This is a genomic window from Aporhodopirellula aestuarii (genome assembly GCF_023701485.1).
Classification (GTDB): domain Bacteria; phylum Planctomycetota; class Planctomycetia; order Pirellulales; family Pirellulaceae; genus Rhodopirellula; species Rhodopirellula aestuarii.
Genome location: NZ_JAMQBK010000043.1, coordinates 82,891 through 99,477 on the forward strand (window position 1 = coordinate 82,891; position 16,587 = coordinate 99,477).

Here is a 16,587-nt window from a genome sequence, read left to right on the forward strand (position 1 = left end):
TACGGCGGCTGGTTTCGAGGCGGTTCGAACTGGGCATTCCTTTCGCTGGCGTTCTTTTACTGGCGATCTGGTTCGCTCCGGTGACGCACGCTCAAATCGAATCGTCTTCATCGGAAGACGTGGTTGTCGACTCCGGTGCAAATAGTGGTACCGGTGAAGCAGCCGGTGCGGGGGAGCAGAACGGTTCCAATGAATCAATGACGGCTCCGCCAGAGGACAAGCCATCCGAGGATACGGAATCCGAGGACGCGGAATCCAAGGACATGGAGTCGGAGTCGGAGAGGACCGAGCCGGACTCGGATCCGGTCGAGGAGGATCCAAGTTTCCCGGTTGAGTCGGTTACAAAACGTGCTCGCCCCGATCACCCGTTGGCCGCCTCCGAGTGGCGACGCCGCAAGCCACGCTGGATTGCTTTATATGGGTCTCAGTTGGCTGACATGATTCCTGAAACGTTTCGGCCGATCTCGATCGAAGATTTAGCCACAGCGTTACGGGACGCTCCCCAGTCATCGTTGAAGATTTCCGAAGTCCCTGTCAATCGACTGGTGATGATCGCAGAGGTCAATGGGAACGAGCTGGTTAGTCGGGCGAGCCGATTGGAGTTGCCGGATGCGAATGACTCGGAACACGTCGGCCACTTCGATGTCGACGAGACGGCGGATTCATCCCTCTCACTGCTGCGTTACCGGCTTGGCCCGGTGAACGTGAGCCTGATTGATCCGGCCGCTCGCAAGAGAAATCCGGCAGCTGATTCATCCTTATTGGCTGACAATGTTGTGGAGGCCGCTGTGCCGCTGCGTCCGCGAATCGTCAGTGACTTGTCGGGTGAATGTTTTGCGATCGGACCCCTTGGCGGTGTCGTCGATTTTGAATGGTCGGCCCGCTGCCAGCACGTTGCCCGAGGGCGACGATGGGCCTTGCGTCTGCCCAATGCCACCGTCGCCCAGTTCTATCTTCGCGTCGCCGCCGATGAGCGATTGACTGCCGAAGGTGGAGCGATCGTGGAATTGGATCACCCGCCAACGATTGCGGAGATGGAGCTTAAAGACGAAAGGTTCGAGCAAATCCTTGCGGATGCCGATGGCTCGCGGGCGTCCGGAGAAATGCGTGTCGACAAATGGTATTTGATCGAACCAACTCCCGGGGAAACCTTGAGTCTGCTGCTGCAACCGATCGGCGACGTCTCTTCACGCGACGAATTGATGGCGGCGTCGTCCCATTTCGGAGAATCCAACGATCCACCCGTGATGACGGTGGTGCGTGGGTGTCGGATCCAGTCTCGGTGGATGGGGGACCAATTGCGTTGGACGTGTCGGTTGACCATCGACGCGAACGAATCGATCGAACTATCCGAACTCGGTTGGGAAGATGCCGAGATAACCGCAGTGCGACGAGACAATGTTGATTTGCCATTCGAGTGGACCGGAAAACGAGTTCGCTGGACCAACATACCCGTCGGTGAATCTGACGCGCGATCGGGAAGAGTTTTGATAGGCGGGACGGCATCAACCTCGTTGGTGTTCGAAGGAGTTTCCAAGCAGCGGGGCAAGCAGGTTCGTTTGCCGCGCCCGTTGTTTCCAGCCCAGCGTTTTTTTGTGCCCCCACAAACATGGCAGCTCCAGTTGGAAATTCCTTCGTGGAGCGTGTTTAACGAGGCACGGTTGCCGGACGGATGGAACGTCCGTAGCCTGCCGTCTGATTTTTCGCTCGGTGGTGATCGACTTGGGCTTTCCACACTCGAAGGGGATCAGGAGACCGCCGCCACGGAGACGACGGCGACATGGTTGGCATCGGGACCGCCGCCCGCTGCAGGCGATCCGTGGTCGGTTTCGATTTCTGAAAACGACGCACTGGTTTTTGCGAACCATCAGGTGCGTTTCGAGATGGACGAGACTTCGATTCAAGCACGCGGAAAGATTACGGTTGAGATGCCTTATGGCTCGGTGAAGCCGATTCACCTTGAGTTGCAAGATGGTTTTCAGTTTGAGTTTGTCGGTGTCGGCGAAGCGCGGCGGAGCGTGCCGACAGGGCCACCAGCGGGACGTGGTCGCCAATTGATGATTTGGCCGGGCGGCAATGAAGTCGTTGATAATCGGGTTTCGATCTACGTCACCGCGCGGGCACGTCGCAATAGTTTGGCACGTCGGGCCTCAGACAATTCGGCCGAGGAAGGGCAGCCTGCGCCATCCCAGACAGAAGAACAGGTGGTCCAGCCCGGGCGAGATGTTCTCGTCGGAACTGACCAGGCGAAAGAAGCAAAGCCATTGGATGCGAACACGGCGGCGAGTCAGTCGAAACCGAAGGATCCCGCGCCGCCTCGTGCCAGAGGAGTGGTTCCGCCAAGCAACCGTGGTGCCGCGATCGCGGGTCAATCAATTCAATACGTCGGTGCGCTGTGGTTGATCCGAGCGGCCGATTGTCCGGGGCAATTATTGGCCACGATCATTCCGCCTTCCAACTTGAGTTGGTCGGCAAAAGCCGCGATCGAGCCTTCACGCAAAGCGTTCTCGGATTTGTCAGCCGAGCAACGCCGCTTTTTCGCTCCGTTACCCGGAGACGCGATCGTATTTGGCGGCGCGATCCAAGCGACTCCGGTGGTGTCGCTCGAGAAACCGGATGTCAATCTTTCGGTATCGCTGCGAACGCTGTTGCGGGGCGGACATTCGACTCCCACCGCCAAGGTTACGAGTGGGGAAAACTCCATACTGGGATCTTCCACGCGCCCGCGTCCGATCGATCATGTTTGGCAAACTCTCGAGGTCAAGACGGAGGGGACGGCGGGTGAGATCCGGTCGATGCGGCTGCGTTTTGCTGCGGATCCGAATGCGTCCGACGGTAGTTCTAAGTCGACATCGAAGTCGATGCCGCCTTGGTCGGCGATGCAGTGGTCGGTTCAGTTGCAAAGCAATCAACCGGAGTTCGCGCTCGACGACGACGCGATCACGCGGCAATACATTGAAGGGGCACATTCGTGGGAGGTTCGCATCACGCTTCCGCCGCGTTTTTCGAATCAGTCGCTTCTGATTGGACGACGTCGCGAGTCGATCAGACAAGATGGATCGAAGTTGACGATCGGTTTACCCAACGTGCCTGATGCGGCCTCTCAATCGGCGGAAGTCTGGATCGATGCGTCGCTACAATTGAAGCAGCACTTCGAAACTCTCAAAGGTGTCCCCACTCTTGAGAGCAGCAACACCAGTCGCAGCCAATTGCCGGTGCACGCTCAAACACGCTGGTCTCTCCCCGGGGCGTCATCGTTTGGAACTGCCCGGTATCGTTACGAACCGAATGATCGACCGTGGATCGAGGTGATGCCGCGTTGGCACCATTCGCCGACAGGATTGATCGTTGGACAACGGATTACCGCGGTGGCATCGGTCAGTGGCACCGACATCTTGAAATTAAGTTGTTTGGTCCGCTCCGATTCGGAAATGGAATTGACCTATCCGCTCTCGTTGCACCTCGTCGAAGTCCGCCGCGATGGCGAACTGATTACACCGCGAGTTCTTCCGGGACGCGGCATCGTGTTGCCAGCGCCCACGCCAATTGCCACATCGGATGCGCCGCGGGGAATTTCTGCATTGGATGCTGCGGCGATGAAAAAAGCGGTGTGGACGTCGGCGGGTTCGGCACCGCGTTGGACTCGGCTCGAAGTCAGCTGGATTTCACCGACAACGCGCGGCGACTGGTTTCGATGGTTTCAATTCCCGGATATTCAAATCGATCAATTGGTGGTCGATGCCCGGCGGGAACTGTTCGCGGCCACCGGTACGAGCGTGTTTCAGTTTCCTGCCGCGTTTTTGGGAACTTCCGGCGTGTCGATGCCTCTCCTGCTGCCCGCGGGTTTTCTCGGTTCGATCGGTTGGGTGGCGGCGTTCTTTTTAATCGGTCTCGCCCGGCTTGTTGGCTATCGAGGGCTGCCTGCAATCGGAGCGGGGATTGTTTTGGCTGTTTCGGCGGCGTTGTTATGGCCATCGGCTGCGTTGCCGTTGGTTGCGTTTGTGGCGGTGCCGTTGACCCTCGGAGCGTTGCAGCTCACCACATCGGTTTGGCTTCGAGACCGTGAGGAGCCCGCACCGGGTTCCTCGCGTGGCAGTCTTTCGAACGTGAAATCGGCAGCGATATCACGGTCCGCAGATCGAGCTTCGTATCGACCTGACTCGTCGAGGTCGGAAATGTCTCGTCCGCGAGATTTCAAGGCTGGTGACTCGCATCCCTCTCAGACGGGCAGTCGCCAATCGGCCCCCGCTGCCAAACAGCCGCTCAATCCCTTGTCCGCGCCGCCATCGTCTTCGGATTCATGGACACGGCGGTTTGACGCCGGGGAGATTATCTCGAGTGAAGTGCATGCGGAGGAAATCGTTTCGGGAGACGATTCTTCATCGATCAAAAGCGAACGAAAGGATGATGATTCGGAGGGTGATTTCTCGAGTTCGTCGATCGTTCCGTTGCTCATTGCGTTCGTCTTGACGTTTGCCTCGTCGGTCGGGGACGGGCGCGTCGTGCTCGCTCAAGCACCACCAGACGGCATTTCGGCGCCCGTGAATCAAGCGTTATCGCTCAAGGATAAATCGCTGCCGGCGATCGATGTGCTGGTGCCGCTCAAGAGCGATGGGAAAATGCTGGGGAACAAAATCTACATCCCCGAGGCATTTTATAACGAACTCTTTTTCAGCGACGTGAGGTCTCGCATTCAGTCGCCGATGATCCAAAGCGTATCGTATGAGTTAGCATTGCGGTCCCCACTACGTGCAAGCGACCCCGCCGGGGTGGAAGCAGCTGCGTTATCGGGATTCCCGCGGATCGGTACTCACCTGACCGAAGAAGACGGCCTTTTTGAAAGTGGCAGCACGTTGGACCGGAGAGGCGAGTCGGATGCGGTGATCAATCGTGCCACGCTCACCGGGGATCGATTGCGGCAGTCGGGAGCGGCGAAGTTGACCGCGAAAATCGGATTGGTGCTTCCATCGGAATCTCGGCGATTGCGTTTGCCTTATCGATTCGAACAAGTCGCGGGGGTCTCACGCGTCCAGGATGGTGTGGAACGTCAATCGCTCCGTTGGGGTGACGACGGGGACGGATGGGTCTGGGTGGAATTGCCTGCTTCGGAACGCGATCGAGATGAAGTTCAGTCGTCTGAGATCCATCTGACGCTTCATTGCCAATTCGAGTGGGAGGAACCGTGGGTGCTCGTGTCGGCGGTCTTACCGCCTCTGGCCGTCGCCGATCTTCGGATCATGGCTAGCGAAGTCGTCGACTCGGTCATGCTGCAAAACCCGAACTCGAGTTGGCAGTTGGATCTTTATCCCGTCGAAGCTTCTCGCGCTACGATAGGCGAAGCAGCTTCGATCGCGTCCGAATACTCTCAGTCGACCGATGTGATTCATCTCGGACCGAGGGACAAATTGAATTTGCGTTATCAGTTTCAAGACGCTTCATCAACATCCGGCAGGCAGACGACCGATTCCAAGTTACCGTGGGATGAGGAGGACTATTGGCAAAAGCGTTTTTGGGTTCATTCCCAAAGTGGCAAAACCGTTATCGAGTGCGAGATTCAACCGCGCAGCCCGTTGCCTCCCGAAGCGATCGTGGCGATCACGACAACCGTTCCCGAGGTTCATGGTGTGAAAACACCGGACGACCGCGATGTCGGAATCGAATATCGGAACAACCAATCCGACGATAGTGACACCGCGCCGACGAAGGAGGAATCGCAAGCTGAGTCGGGCCGGGGATCGGGAGAAACACCTCGCAACGCCAACGCGACGGTCATACTCGATGATCTCGAGTCGCGGCGGTGCCAATTGCTCACTCAGCACTGGACCAAACAAGAAGTTTCCGGGGCCGAAGATGCTTCAGAGCAGACGTTGCGTCTGATGTCGCTGGCGACTCCCACGCGATCGATTCGATTGGGATGGACGCTCACGACACCGAAGGACGGGGAATGGCAAATACGCATGCCAAGGGTCGAGATCGGCACAGGACGCATCGCGAGCGTTGGTCGGTTGGACGTGCCCTCGCTTGCGACGCAGGATTCCCCGACTTCAGGAGTCGACTCGGTACGACGGCCCGTTCGAAGATCACTGGACGAATCGTTGCCGTGGGTCGCCTGGACATTTTCGGATGACTTGCAACCGGATTGGTCGCAAATCGGCGAACTCGAACCGCTGGCCGTGGATCAGTTTTATGCGAAATGGACGGGGTATCTCAGTTCGATTAATCGTGCTGCGGTCGGGACCGTGACGGACTTGAGGTTGCGAAGGATTCCCAAACCGAAAACGCCTCTTGTCACCCGGCACGAAATCACGATCGACAATGAATCTCAACGGGTCGAGTTCTTCGCTGAGATGAACAAGCCGACCGTCGGCACGCCGGCGGCAGCGGCCACCATTGGAGCGACACGGTACGCGGTGCAATTGCCGGCCGGCGCCCGACTGCTCGATTGGAATTTTGAACCGATTAGTGATGACCCCGTTTCTTCGTTCACAGCCGGTGGCCAAACCGGCGGGGCGGGGGATTTGTCGGGGGTGAGCGAGACGGACGACAATCCCAGGCTCGACTTGGGGCCTAATGCAATCGCAGACACGCCGGCAAACGGGGGTGCCCCGACGCGGCAACCATGGACCGTATTGAAACAGGGCGAGCTGACCACACTCTTGCTGACCAGCGAGGAGGTCGGATTTCGAGTCAAAGTTACCGCGGTTTTACCGTTGGCCGCCGCGGGGAAAGTGAATCGGTTGCCGCTCTTTCGACTCACGAAAATTGTCAATTCCGGAGACGCTGCGAGTACGGACGACGGCGGGACAAATGATTTTGATCAATCGCACGAGCTGTTAATTACTCGCAGTATCGATGCGCTCGTCAAATGGACGAAGCCGATCGGCGGCCAACGGATCGACGCCGGAGTCGAAGACGGTGCCTCTTTGTTGGCTGCGGGGAAGGTGTTGATCGATCGATTCACCGCCACCGGCCCCATTCTCGAAGCGTTTGATGCGGCGCGTTTCCGGGTTCGCCGCAACAGCAAACCTTTTGACGTTGATTCTCGCATCACGCTGCGATGGGAAGAGGGAAGGTGGACCGCACAAACCGATTGCGTGATCACGAGTGACTATTGCCCCGATTATCTGGATATCGCGCTGCCGACTCGGTGGTGTGACTCGTTGCAAATCGTGCCGTTGTGTATCTCATCGCGACAGCCAACGCTCGATCCGGCGTTGCAGGTTTTGCGTCTAGAACTGGTCCGTGAGGTACCGTCCGCTACCGAACCCGCCGTGTCGACTGACGGCGGGCCGGTCTCTGTCGGTGACGAATCAAAATGGGAGCATGTGCGTCGCTTCCGGTTGATTAGCCGACTCGCGGTGAGTGAGATTACCCGCGTGAGTGTTCCTGAAATCCGAATCATGGACGTGCGACGACATCGGATTGACGTGGTGGTACCGACGCGTCTGACAAACGAGCAGGTTCGTTGGCGGAGCAATTTTGCTGGGCCGATCGAAAAGCCACGTTGGCGGATTGATACCTCAGTCGACAGTGATCTCGCCGGTCCCACAGCACTGCCACCATCGCTGGCGTCGTCGACGCAGGAAAATCCCGAACCGAATTCGGAGTTGTCGGTTTATGCCGTGACAAGTCCCGGGTGGTCAATCGACCTTGAGACACTGCCGCGTACCGATCGGATCGCAAGACTAATCCACGCCGATCATCGTGTGCTGGTCCGCCCTCAGGAAGAACAGTGGCTGTTGGTCAGCAGATTTGACGTTGTACCGGGCGATCAATCTTCGGTGCGGTTATCTATTCCGAGTTCGGCGGAGTTGATCGGCGTCTGGGCGGCAACGCGGGCCGCCGACTTGCAACGCCTGCCAGAGTTACCGCGAACGCAACCGACGGACAGTTCGACAAAGTCAATCGACCCGAAAGAACCGAGCGAAGTCATTTGGGATGTGCCCTTGCCGCTGAGCCGATTAAGCCAGACGGTAGAAGTACTGATCGCGTTCCCTGGAGAGTCGCGAGGTGTGCTCCTGCCAACGCTGGTGGATTTGGCGCAAGACGAGACCCCGGCGAGTGTGGATTGGTGTGAACTCCCGGTGCAAACGAGTGCACCGGAGCGGTCGGCGGACCGGTATCGTGAGGTTATGACGGAGCTCAAACGCTACTTGATGGTCCTCGGCGACAAGGCGGATTCGGCTTCTCCGATCAGATCGCAAACGCGGGTGCGTTGGCTCGCCTCGTGTGTCGTCGAGGCGATCAGCTCGTCGTCGGATGCGTTGGCCGATCGACGTGACGAAGAAGTCGCGGTGTGGTTGCGTCCGTGGATTTTGAGGTATCGGATGCTTTGTGATGCCGCGGGACGGCGTATTGGTGCTCCCGTGATTGAAGACCAACCCGATGGTCTCTCCGATGCCGAAAGCGAGATCGCCGAACGTTTATTGAGCTGGGAAGAAATGGACGCCTTCATCCTGGCCCAGGAGACCCGTTATTTTTCGGTAGACACGTTTGGTGATGAACGGCTCCTGGACGCGACCGCTTCACAGGACTCGCTTCGTCGTTCGCAATCGTTGGTGCAACGTAGCGGTGTGTTCAATGCGAAAGTCGCTTCGGCGACGTGGTCGGACTTTCTCGCGGTGTCGACGCCGCCCGGATTCGTCGATCGCTGGACGTTTGCTTGGAAAGGTCGACTGTTGCCGGTGCGATTGTTGGCGAAACAACGTGTTCCGCTCAGCGAATATGCTCGCCAACAGGTGATTCGGGGGGGATTGTTCCTGTCGTTAGCATGCTTGATTTTGGTCGTGGTGATGTTTCCACGGAACCGGACGAGTCCGTCGGATGCCGATCTGTCTCCGCCCACGAAGATGCCTGGTGTGAATTGGGGGCATCCATCATTATGGCTTTTCGTACTCAGCGCGATCGGGTTGGTACTCATGCCGATCCCGATGGCACTCGGATTAATGGTCGCCGCGGTCGTGTTGAGCGGTAGCGAATTGCCTCGTAAATGGATCCAGTCACATTGGAAGCGGTCAAGCAAGGGAATGAAGTAGTGCCGCGGCTGTACCTTGACCACGCGTCGACGAGTTGGCCGAAAGCAACCGGCGTGATTGAGGCGATGACCGATTTCATCCGCGATTGTGGCGTGAGTGCGTCACGAGGTAACTACACGACCGCACGCAAAGCCGGCGAGTTGGTCGCTCATGTACGTGGCCGGTTGTCAGACGCGATTTGTGCCGACGACCCAAGTTGCATCAGTTTTCATGGTGGGTGCACGGTAGCACTCAACGTGGCGATCCATGGGATCGTTCCGGAGCGGGGGCGCAGCGGTGACAACGTGATCACATCGGCGGTGGAACATAATTCCGTGTTGCGGCCGTTGCGGGCGGCGACGCGCGGTACCGGTGCCGAACTCAAAATCATCCCCTGTCAGGATGATGGACACGTTGACGTTGAGGCGATGACTGACGCGATCGATGATCGCACCCGCTTGGTCGCGCTGACTCACGCGTCTAACGTCACCGGCGTGGTGCAAAACGTTACGGAAGTCGGACGTGTGATCGCCCAACGCAATGCCGAACGTGAGCCGTCTGACCGGATCGTTTTTCTCTGCGACGCGGCCCAAACGTTTGGTTATCTACCCGTCGATGTCGCTGGGTTGGGCGTGCACCTGTTGGCGGCGCCGGCGCATAAAGGCTGCGGGGGGCCGGTGGGAATCGCCATGTTGTACGTGCATCCGAGTTTGCATGGGGTGATCGAACCGACAATCCAGGGCGGAACCGGACACGACGGGCTCGCCGAGCAAATGCCCCTGGAAATGCCCGGTCGGCTTGAACCGGGAACGATCAACGTGCCCGCCATTGCGGGTTGGGGGGCTGCCCTCGAACGGTTGATGCCGGTTGCGGGGGCATTCAACGGGCTAGCGAACCGATTGCATGATGGATTGCGATCGATCGACGGTGTGCGAGTAGTCGGCGGGCGCGGGGAGTTGCCGATCGCGAGTATCGATTTTGGACCGATGCTTTCCCCTGCCGAGGCTGCCGCGATCCTCGATTCCGAGTTCGGGATCGAAGTCCGATCGGGTTACCACTGCGCGGCGCTGCTGCACGAGTGTCTCGGCACGCAGGACGGCGGGACGTTGCGGATCAGTTGTGGGCACGGCACCACTCCGGCTGACGTGGACCGCGTGATTCAGGCGGTCAAAGACATTGCGGCCGAATTGTGAGCCGTTTTTCGCACGCGATTCCAGCGATCTGGGACGAGTTTGCCTTCAGCGGTCGATCGTTACGAACCGCTATCGGTCTCGGCCGCGGGTGTGGCTTCCTCGTCTCCGCCAGAACTTGCCACGACGGTTCCGATCACGATCGCGATTAATAGGAACGCCAACGTTCCGCCGAGAATCGCCGCGAGCGCCAGCGGGCTGAGTTTGCCTTTGGCTTTCCCACGAGGTTTCCCGCCATCCTCATCCGGTTGGTCGGCCGGTCCGCCGATGTATTCGCCGAGCGGGTCGCCAGGGATAGGGCCGTGATAAGCCGATCGTGAATACGGGTTGTCGGGGAATTGCGTCACCGCGACGGGGCCGGCGGCCGGAAACTGAATTTGCCCGAAATCAAAGCCCTCGTCTTCGGGCGTCAATAGCTTGCGCTGCCCCGAGGCTGCTGGACGCGCCGCGGTCGGTCTCGCTCCGGCGGCCCCTCCAACGGGAATCACACCGCCACACGCTGGACATTTGATCCGCCCACCCGCTGGCATTTGTTTGACATTGAGCGATTTTTGACAGCTTGGGCATTGAATGACAGGCATGAAACCGAATGTTCTGTCCCCTCTCTGATACGGACAAAATCTGACAGAGAGGGTGAGGTGAGAGGGAAAAGGGCGTAATCGCTGAAAAACAGTGCCCGCATTCTAAACAGTCGACGCAACCTTCGCGACGACGGGCATACAATCGTTGTATCCGCCATCGACGGACCTCGCGACGCGCCACCACCTTCGGTATCGCTCAGATCGTTCGAGTCCAGTCGACAACACGGCTAAACTAAGGGTGTCTGATCGATCGCCGCAAATCAACGCTAGCATGAATTCACCGAATCATCCGATGACATTGCACACGAAGCTCCTCGCATTCCTGACCGTGTTGACGATTTCGCTAATGGGGGACGTGCGTGTGTCGGCCCAGGTGATAGGCCGCACCGGAACCGATCCGATGCAAACGTACTACGAGGCGATGCGTTACTATCGCGACGGTGACATCCAAAACGCGATTCGTGGTTTCGAGTTTGCCGCCCGTGGCACACGGATGGATATCAACGGGAAATGGGTCGACGCGATTCCACCACGTGTCATGCTCGCAGAATGTTACTGGCAGCTTGGACACCTGCCCGCATGTCGACTGCAACTCGATGAAGCCGCACGGATCGCGATCCGAAATCGTGGATGGCTCGGACAACTTGATTTTTCGGGGATTAATCTAGCCGGCCAGATCAAACAAGCGACCAACAACCTCTGGCCGGAAGTCGCCGCGGTTCGGTTGTTGCCGCTGCCGACGAGCATCCCGATCCAACGCGGACAGGCCGTCACCGAACAATCCCTCGCGGCCGGAGGCGTGATCGAAACGCCGAATATCCAAAGCATCGACGCGATCACCATCATGCAATCGATCGCCAAGCTGATGCACCGCCGCCGCGTACTGCTAGGTCCGCTTGGTCCCGACGACACACTTTCTCGCGAAGTGCTCGAAGCGACCAAGATGCCATCTTCGATCAACCATCCGTTGGGCCAGAGTTTGGTGCACGCGATGCGAGGTTGCGAGTATTACGCGATCGGCGAAGACAAGACCGTCGTCGACCGCGCTAGCAAATACGCGTCACCCGGAGGAGCCCACCCGATCACTCCAATCTTGATGTTGTCTGCAATGAAAGTAGCCACCGCGGGCGACGACACGGGAAAGCTCAGCCCGGAGGCTCGCGCGCTGATGATTTCCACTGCCGCACAGATCACCAACGTGTCGGCCGCACTCGACCAGTATGAATGGATCGGGGAAGCGTTGCAGATTGCCGTGGGTGTCGCCGACCCAGCGACTTTAGCCCGAGTCGAACAAACCGCGGTGCTCGCCGGGCGATCGCTCGTTCGGCAATCTCGCCTCGCGTCGTTGCATTGCTATCTGATTGCCGCAGATGCCGCCGTTTCCGCGGGACGAAACGATGTGGCCGCGGAGTACTTGCAGTCTGCACGAACGTTGGCCACTCGTCGCGATGTGGAACTGCCGCGATTGCAAGCCTACGGTGCCTACATCGCCGCGAGATTGGCGGCCCGCAGCGGGCAACCGATCGGTGCGTCGGGCGCCGGTGACATGGCGTCGGCTCTCAAAAGTGTCGCGGACTTTGTCCTCGATCGACGAGATCAGCGACGACCCGTGATCTCGATGCCGTTCATGTATCAAGCCGACATCGTCATGGCGAGTCTCGGCGGCAACATCGGAAACCAATCCGCCAAACGGATGCTTGCCGGGTACTCGGGGACGGTAGGTATCGCGTTGTGGAGACAGGATCCGCTCAATGCCCTCGCGGCGACGTACTACGATGACTCGGCCATGCATGCGGCGTTGATGCGAATGGCATTGATGGAAAACGATGGCCCCGGTGTCCTGCGGCAGTCCGACCGCGTGCTCGCCAAACGGCTGACCTCGCGATTGCCGTTGCAGGGAAGGATGCTGCAACTGCGGACGCTCGCGACCTCGCCAGCGGATTCACTTTGGCCATCTGCTCGAGAAATTCTCGCCGATCCATCGCCCGCGTTCACCCGCTTGCGAGAGAAAACACAGGCGTCACTGATCGTGCCGCCACCGGGCGACAACGTTTCCGTGCGATCGGAGTCGCTGGCGATCGCGATGGAAGCGGAGTTGAGCGATTTAACGCTCTCGCGAATCCATGTTCCCGAACTCAACCCGCCGGCGGTGGCCGCGACCGACGTCGCCGAGGTTCCCGATGGTGTCTGCTTGCTGACGTTTGTGATTGATTCGGGAAAGATCGTTGCGACGGCAACACGCGATGGCAACACACGCGCTTGGGTGATTCCTGCCGCCACTCGGTTGATCCCCATGGTCAACCGTCTGTTGCAAGACATCGGTGCCTCTCGCGTTCGCGGAAAACGATTGCCCGATAGTGATAAAGATTGGAAAGAGGCGGCCTACAAGCTTCGCAGTTTCCTATTGCCCGAGAGTTCAGGTTGGAGCGAAGAGGGGCTCGAAAAGATTATTGTTGTCCCCGATGGGGCCCTGTGGTATTTGCCATTTGAGTTGTTGCCGTCGCTGGCGATTCATGAACCAAAAGCAAACGAGAACGGTGCGACGGAGTTGTCCAGTTCGATGTGGGGCGATGACGTCCGAGTGGAATATGCACCGACACCCGGTTTTGCTCTACGGAATGCCGGTGCCGCGACGACGGCGGATCGCATCGGGATGGTCGCCGGCACGTTCTTCGCCCTGCGAGACCTCGACGCGAATGAAGCGATGCTCAACGACGTTTTGCTGCCAGCGGACAATCCGTTTGTCACAACGCCTGCGAAAGCTCCGCCGACGCAAACCATCGGATTGGAAATTGGACACATGATTGTCGCGGCGCCGCTGACGCCGAACTTAGCAGACCCCCTGTCGACCCACGTCATACCGCTCGATAACTCCGCGGGACGGGCCGCAGGCCGGGGCGATTGGGACACGCTTCGAGATTGGATCCGTTTTCCCGCCAGCGGTCCGAAATCGGTAGTCATCGCTGGGCTCCGCACCAGTGCTGAGACAACCAAACTCGGTGATGGCGGCGAACTGTTCTTCCCGATGGCGGCGCTGCGAGCGTCCGGTGTTCGCGAAGTCGGGCTGTGTCGCTGGCCGACCGGCGGTGCGTCGTCCGCGACAGTGTTGACGGAGATCGTCAATGAAATCCCGCACACGTCGCTCGCGGCGGCACTGAGACGTGGGTCGACGATGCTGCGGCAGGCCGAACTCTCGACGTCGCGTGAGCCTCTGTTGGGGAAACCAGACACGGACACGCCGGCCGTTTCGGGTAACGAGCCGCTGTTCTGGGCGACGTACCTCGGTGCCGGTTCACTCGACCTCGAACCGCCACTCTCAGACGACTAAAGCATTTGCATTTTCGCTGTAGCCACCGTCGCCAGACGGTGAACGACGTTCCGGCGAACGTAGTGACCGTGAAGAACCTACGTCGTTCTCAACAATGCTCTAACCGTAGCGAGTTATGTCGGCGTCAGGCAGAAATCCCCTATCCGTTTCCGCGTGCTCAACCAGATCTTGAGTAGCGGAAACTTAGAAACAACCGATCGTTAAACGTCTGGCAAGCCGTGACTCGAGAGCAGGATGGTTTCGAGATGTTGGCGAACCGCAGGGATTTCGACGCCTTGGACGACGTCGTTGGCAAATGCAAAGATCAACATCTTGCGGGCCAACGGAGCGGCGATGCCACGCGAACGCAGGTAGTAAAGTGCGTTCTCGTCAAGTTCACCGATGGTCGCACCGTGGGTGCATTTGACATCGTCGGCGTAGATTTCCAATTGCGGTTTGGTATTCACGACCGCGTCATCGGATAGCAACAGCGCTTGGTTACTCTGTTTGGCGTCCGTCTTCTGGGCGTCCTGGTGAACAAAGATTTTGCCATTGAAGACGCCTCTGGCGCGATCGTCGAGGATGCCTTTGTACAACTCATACGTGTTGCAGTTCGGTCGGGCGTGGTCGATCCGGGTTCGGCAGTCCATCAACTGTTCGCCGGTCGGCATGTAGAGCCCGTTGAGCGTTGAGACGATCTCTTCGCCATCGAGCATGCAGTTGATCTCGTTTCTCGCCAACAACGACCCGAACGAAAAGTAATGCGACCGAAATTGGCTGCTGTCTTTTTGATCGATGTACGTGGATGCGATGTGCAGCGACTCGGTCTGCTCGTGTTGCAGCTTGTGATGATCGAGGTCGGCCTTTTCGTCCAGCTCGATCTGCGTGATCGCGTTGGTGAAATAGCCGTCGCCTTCGCGGCCGAGGTAGGTTTCGATGACTGCCGCGCCGCTGCCTTTACCGAGGCGGATCAAATTGCGTGGATGACAAACGGTGTGCCCGTCTTCGACGCTGACAAAAATCAAATGGATCGGACGATCGAGCACAACGCCTTCGGGAATGTCGACCACGGCTCCGTCATTGACGAACGCGGAATTCAACGCGACGAACGCGGCGGCCTCGTCGGATGTTTCCAGACCCAGCCGTCCTTGCAGGTCTCGGGATCCGTCGCGGATCGACGAAGCGAGGTTTTCGATTACAACGCCTGCGGGCAGCTCATGTTGTGACGACCACTGCGGCACGTGATGGCCGTTGACAAATACGAGACGATGAAAGGACTCATCGAGTTTGGCGCGTTGCAGCAGTTCTTCGGCGTCGCCGTTGGCCAGAGAGATCGATTGAACGTTCTGGTAAGGCTTCGTCGCGAGCGGTTTCACACTGGTGAAACGCCAATCTTCGATGCGTTTGGTGGGAATCCCCAACTCGGTGAACCGTTCCATTGCGGCTTGACGCAATGCGGTCAGCCATGCCGGCGCAGTCGACGACTGGTCAGTCTGGAATTGGTTAAAGGATTCTTGATACGCGTCGGTTTCGGTGGCAATCATTTTCGTCGTTCGGGTTGGTTTCGGTGTGAGGGTTTATCGCGGTCCGAGAGCGGATTCGAGCGAAGGAGCGTTCTCAGTTGGCGGCGATCGCTTCGGCGCCTTCGCTGAGGAAGCTGTAACCCTTGTCTTCGAGTTCGAGAGCCAATGATTTGTCGCCGGAGCGGACGATCTTGCCGCCGGCCAACACGTGGACTTTGTCTGGCACGATGTATTCGAGCAATCGTTGATAGTGCGTCACGACGATGATGCCACGCTCTGGGCTGCGGAGTGCATTGACGCCTTGGGAAACGATCTTGAGTGCGTCGATGTCGAGGCCCGAGTCGGTTTCGTCGAGAATCGCGAGCTTGGGCTCAAGCATCGCCATTTGCAGGATCTCGTTGCGTTTCTTTTCACCGCCCGAGAAGCCCTCGTTGACGCTGCGGTCCATCATGGATTTGTCCATGCCGAGCAACGCGAGTTTTTCCTTCAACATCGCAACGAAGTCGCCACGGCTGATCAGCGGTTGATCGTTGTGTTTGCGGATCGAGTTGATCGCGGCTTTGAGAAAGTACTTGTTGCTAACGCCGGAGATTTCGACGGGGTACTGGTAGGCGAGGAAGACGCCTTCGGCCGCCCGCTCTTCGATTTCCATGTCGAGCAGGTCTTTGCCTTCGTAGGTGACCTCACCTTCGGTGATCTCGTAATCTTCGCGACCGGCGAGGACGTGAGCCAGCGTGCTCTTGCCCGAACCGTTAGGGCCCATGATCGCGTGGACTTCGCCCGCGTTGACCGTAAGGTTGATGCCCTTGAGGATTTCGGTGTCTTCGCTACGGGCGTGGAGGTTTTTGATTTCTAACATGGATGGTGGTTGAGTGAATCGGGTGATTGGAAATGGGAGGAGCGGAGAACACGTGTTGCCGATAGCGAGCGAATCTGAAGATGGCTCGCGTCCGGCGTAACCGGACCGGAACG

General features: G+C 58.4%; 6 protein-coding genes. 3 read left to right on the forward strand and 3 right to left on the reverse strand.

All coding sequences use genetic code 11. From position 1 onward, the window contains the following. The first annotated feature begins 80 nt into the window (after positions 1-80). On the forward strand, positions 81-9,035 hold the full coding sequence (locus tag NB063_RS16830) for a polysulfide reductase NrfD family protein (protein WP_250929911.1): 8,955 nt from the start codon (positions 81-83) through the stop codon (positions 9,033-9,035). Further along, complete coding sequence (locus NB063_RS16835; protein WP_250929912.1) at positions 8,990-10,207, forward strand: aminotransferase class V-fold PLP-dependent enzyme; 1,218 nt, start codon at positions 8,990-8,992, stop codon at positions 10,205-10,207. Before NB063_RS16830 ends, NB063_RS16835 begins: the two co-directional genes overlap by 46 nt. A 59-nt stretch (positions 10,208-10,266) precedes the next feature. Here the strand turns inward: NB063_RS16835 and NB063_RS16840 are convergent, their stop codons facing one another. Continuing rightward, entirely contained in the window at positions 10,267-10,785 is a 519-nt protein-coding gene (locus NB063_RS16840; protein ID WP_250929913.1) for a zinc-ribbon domain-containing protein, read from the reverse strand. 292 nt (positions 10,786-11,077) lie between these two features. Between NB063_RS16840 and NB063_RS16845 the strand changes: the two genes are divergently transcribed. Continuing rightward, positions 11,078-14,113 (forward strand): CHAT domain-containing protein, encoded by a 3,036-nt coding sequence (locus tag NB063_RS16845; RefSeq protein WP_250929914.1) that lies wholly within the window; start codon positions 11,078-11,080, stop codon positions 14,111-14,113. 200 nt (positions 14,114-14,313) lie between these two features. Here the strand turns inward: NB063_RS16845 and sufD are convergent, their stop codons facing one another. Next, entirely contained in the window at positions 14,314-15,636 is a 1,323-nt protein-coding gene (sufD, locus tag NB063_RS16850; protein WP_250929915.1) for a Fe-S cluster assembly protein SufD, read from the reverse strand. A 73-nt stretch (positions 15,637-15,709) separates the two neighbouring features. Further along, on the reverse strand, positions 15,710-16,474 hold the full coding sequence (gene sufC, locus NB063_RS16855; protein WP_250929916.1) for a Fe-S cluster assembly ATPase SufC: 765 nt from the start codon (positions 16,472-16,474) through the stop codon (positions 15,710-15,712). Between the last annotated feature and the right edge of the window lie 113 nt (positions 16,475-16,587).

What these genes read in the sequence shown, in the direction of transcription:
- NB063_RS16835 (WP_250929912.1), top strand. Translation starts at nt 8,990, where the DNA reads ATGGATCCAGTCACATTGGAAGCGGTCAAGCAAGGGAATGAAGTAGTG.
- NB063_RS16840 (WP_250929913.1), bottom strand. Translation starts at nt 10,785, where the DNA reads ATGCCTGTCATTCAATGCCCAAGCTGTCAAAAATCGCTCAATGTCAAA.
- NB063_RS16845 (WP_250929914.1), top strand. Translation starts at nt 11,078, where the DNA reads ATGACATTGCACACGAAGCTCCTCGCATTCCTGACCGTGTTGACGATT.
- sufD (WP_250929915.1), bottom strand. Translation starts at nt 15,636, where the DNA reads ATGATTGCCACCGAAACCGACGCGTATCAAGAATCCTTTAACCAATTC.
- sufC (WP_250929916.1), bottom strand. Translation starts at nt 16,474, where the DNA reads ATGTTAGAAATCAAAAACCTCCACGCCCGTAGCGAAGACACCGAAATC.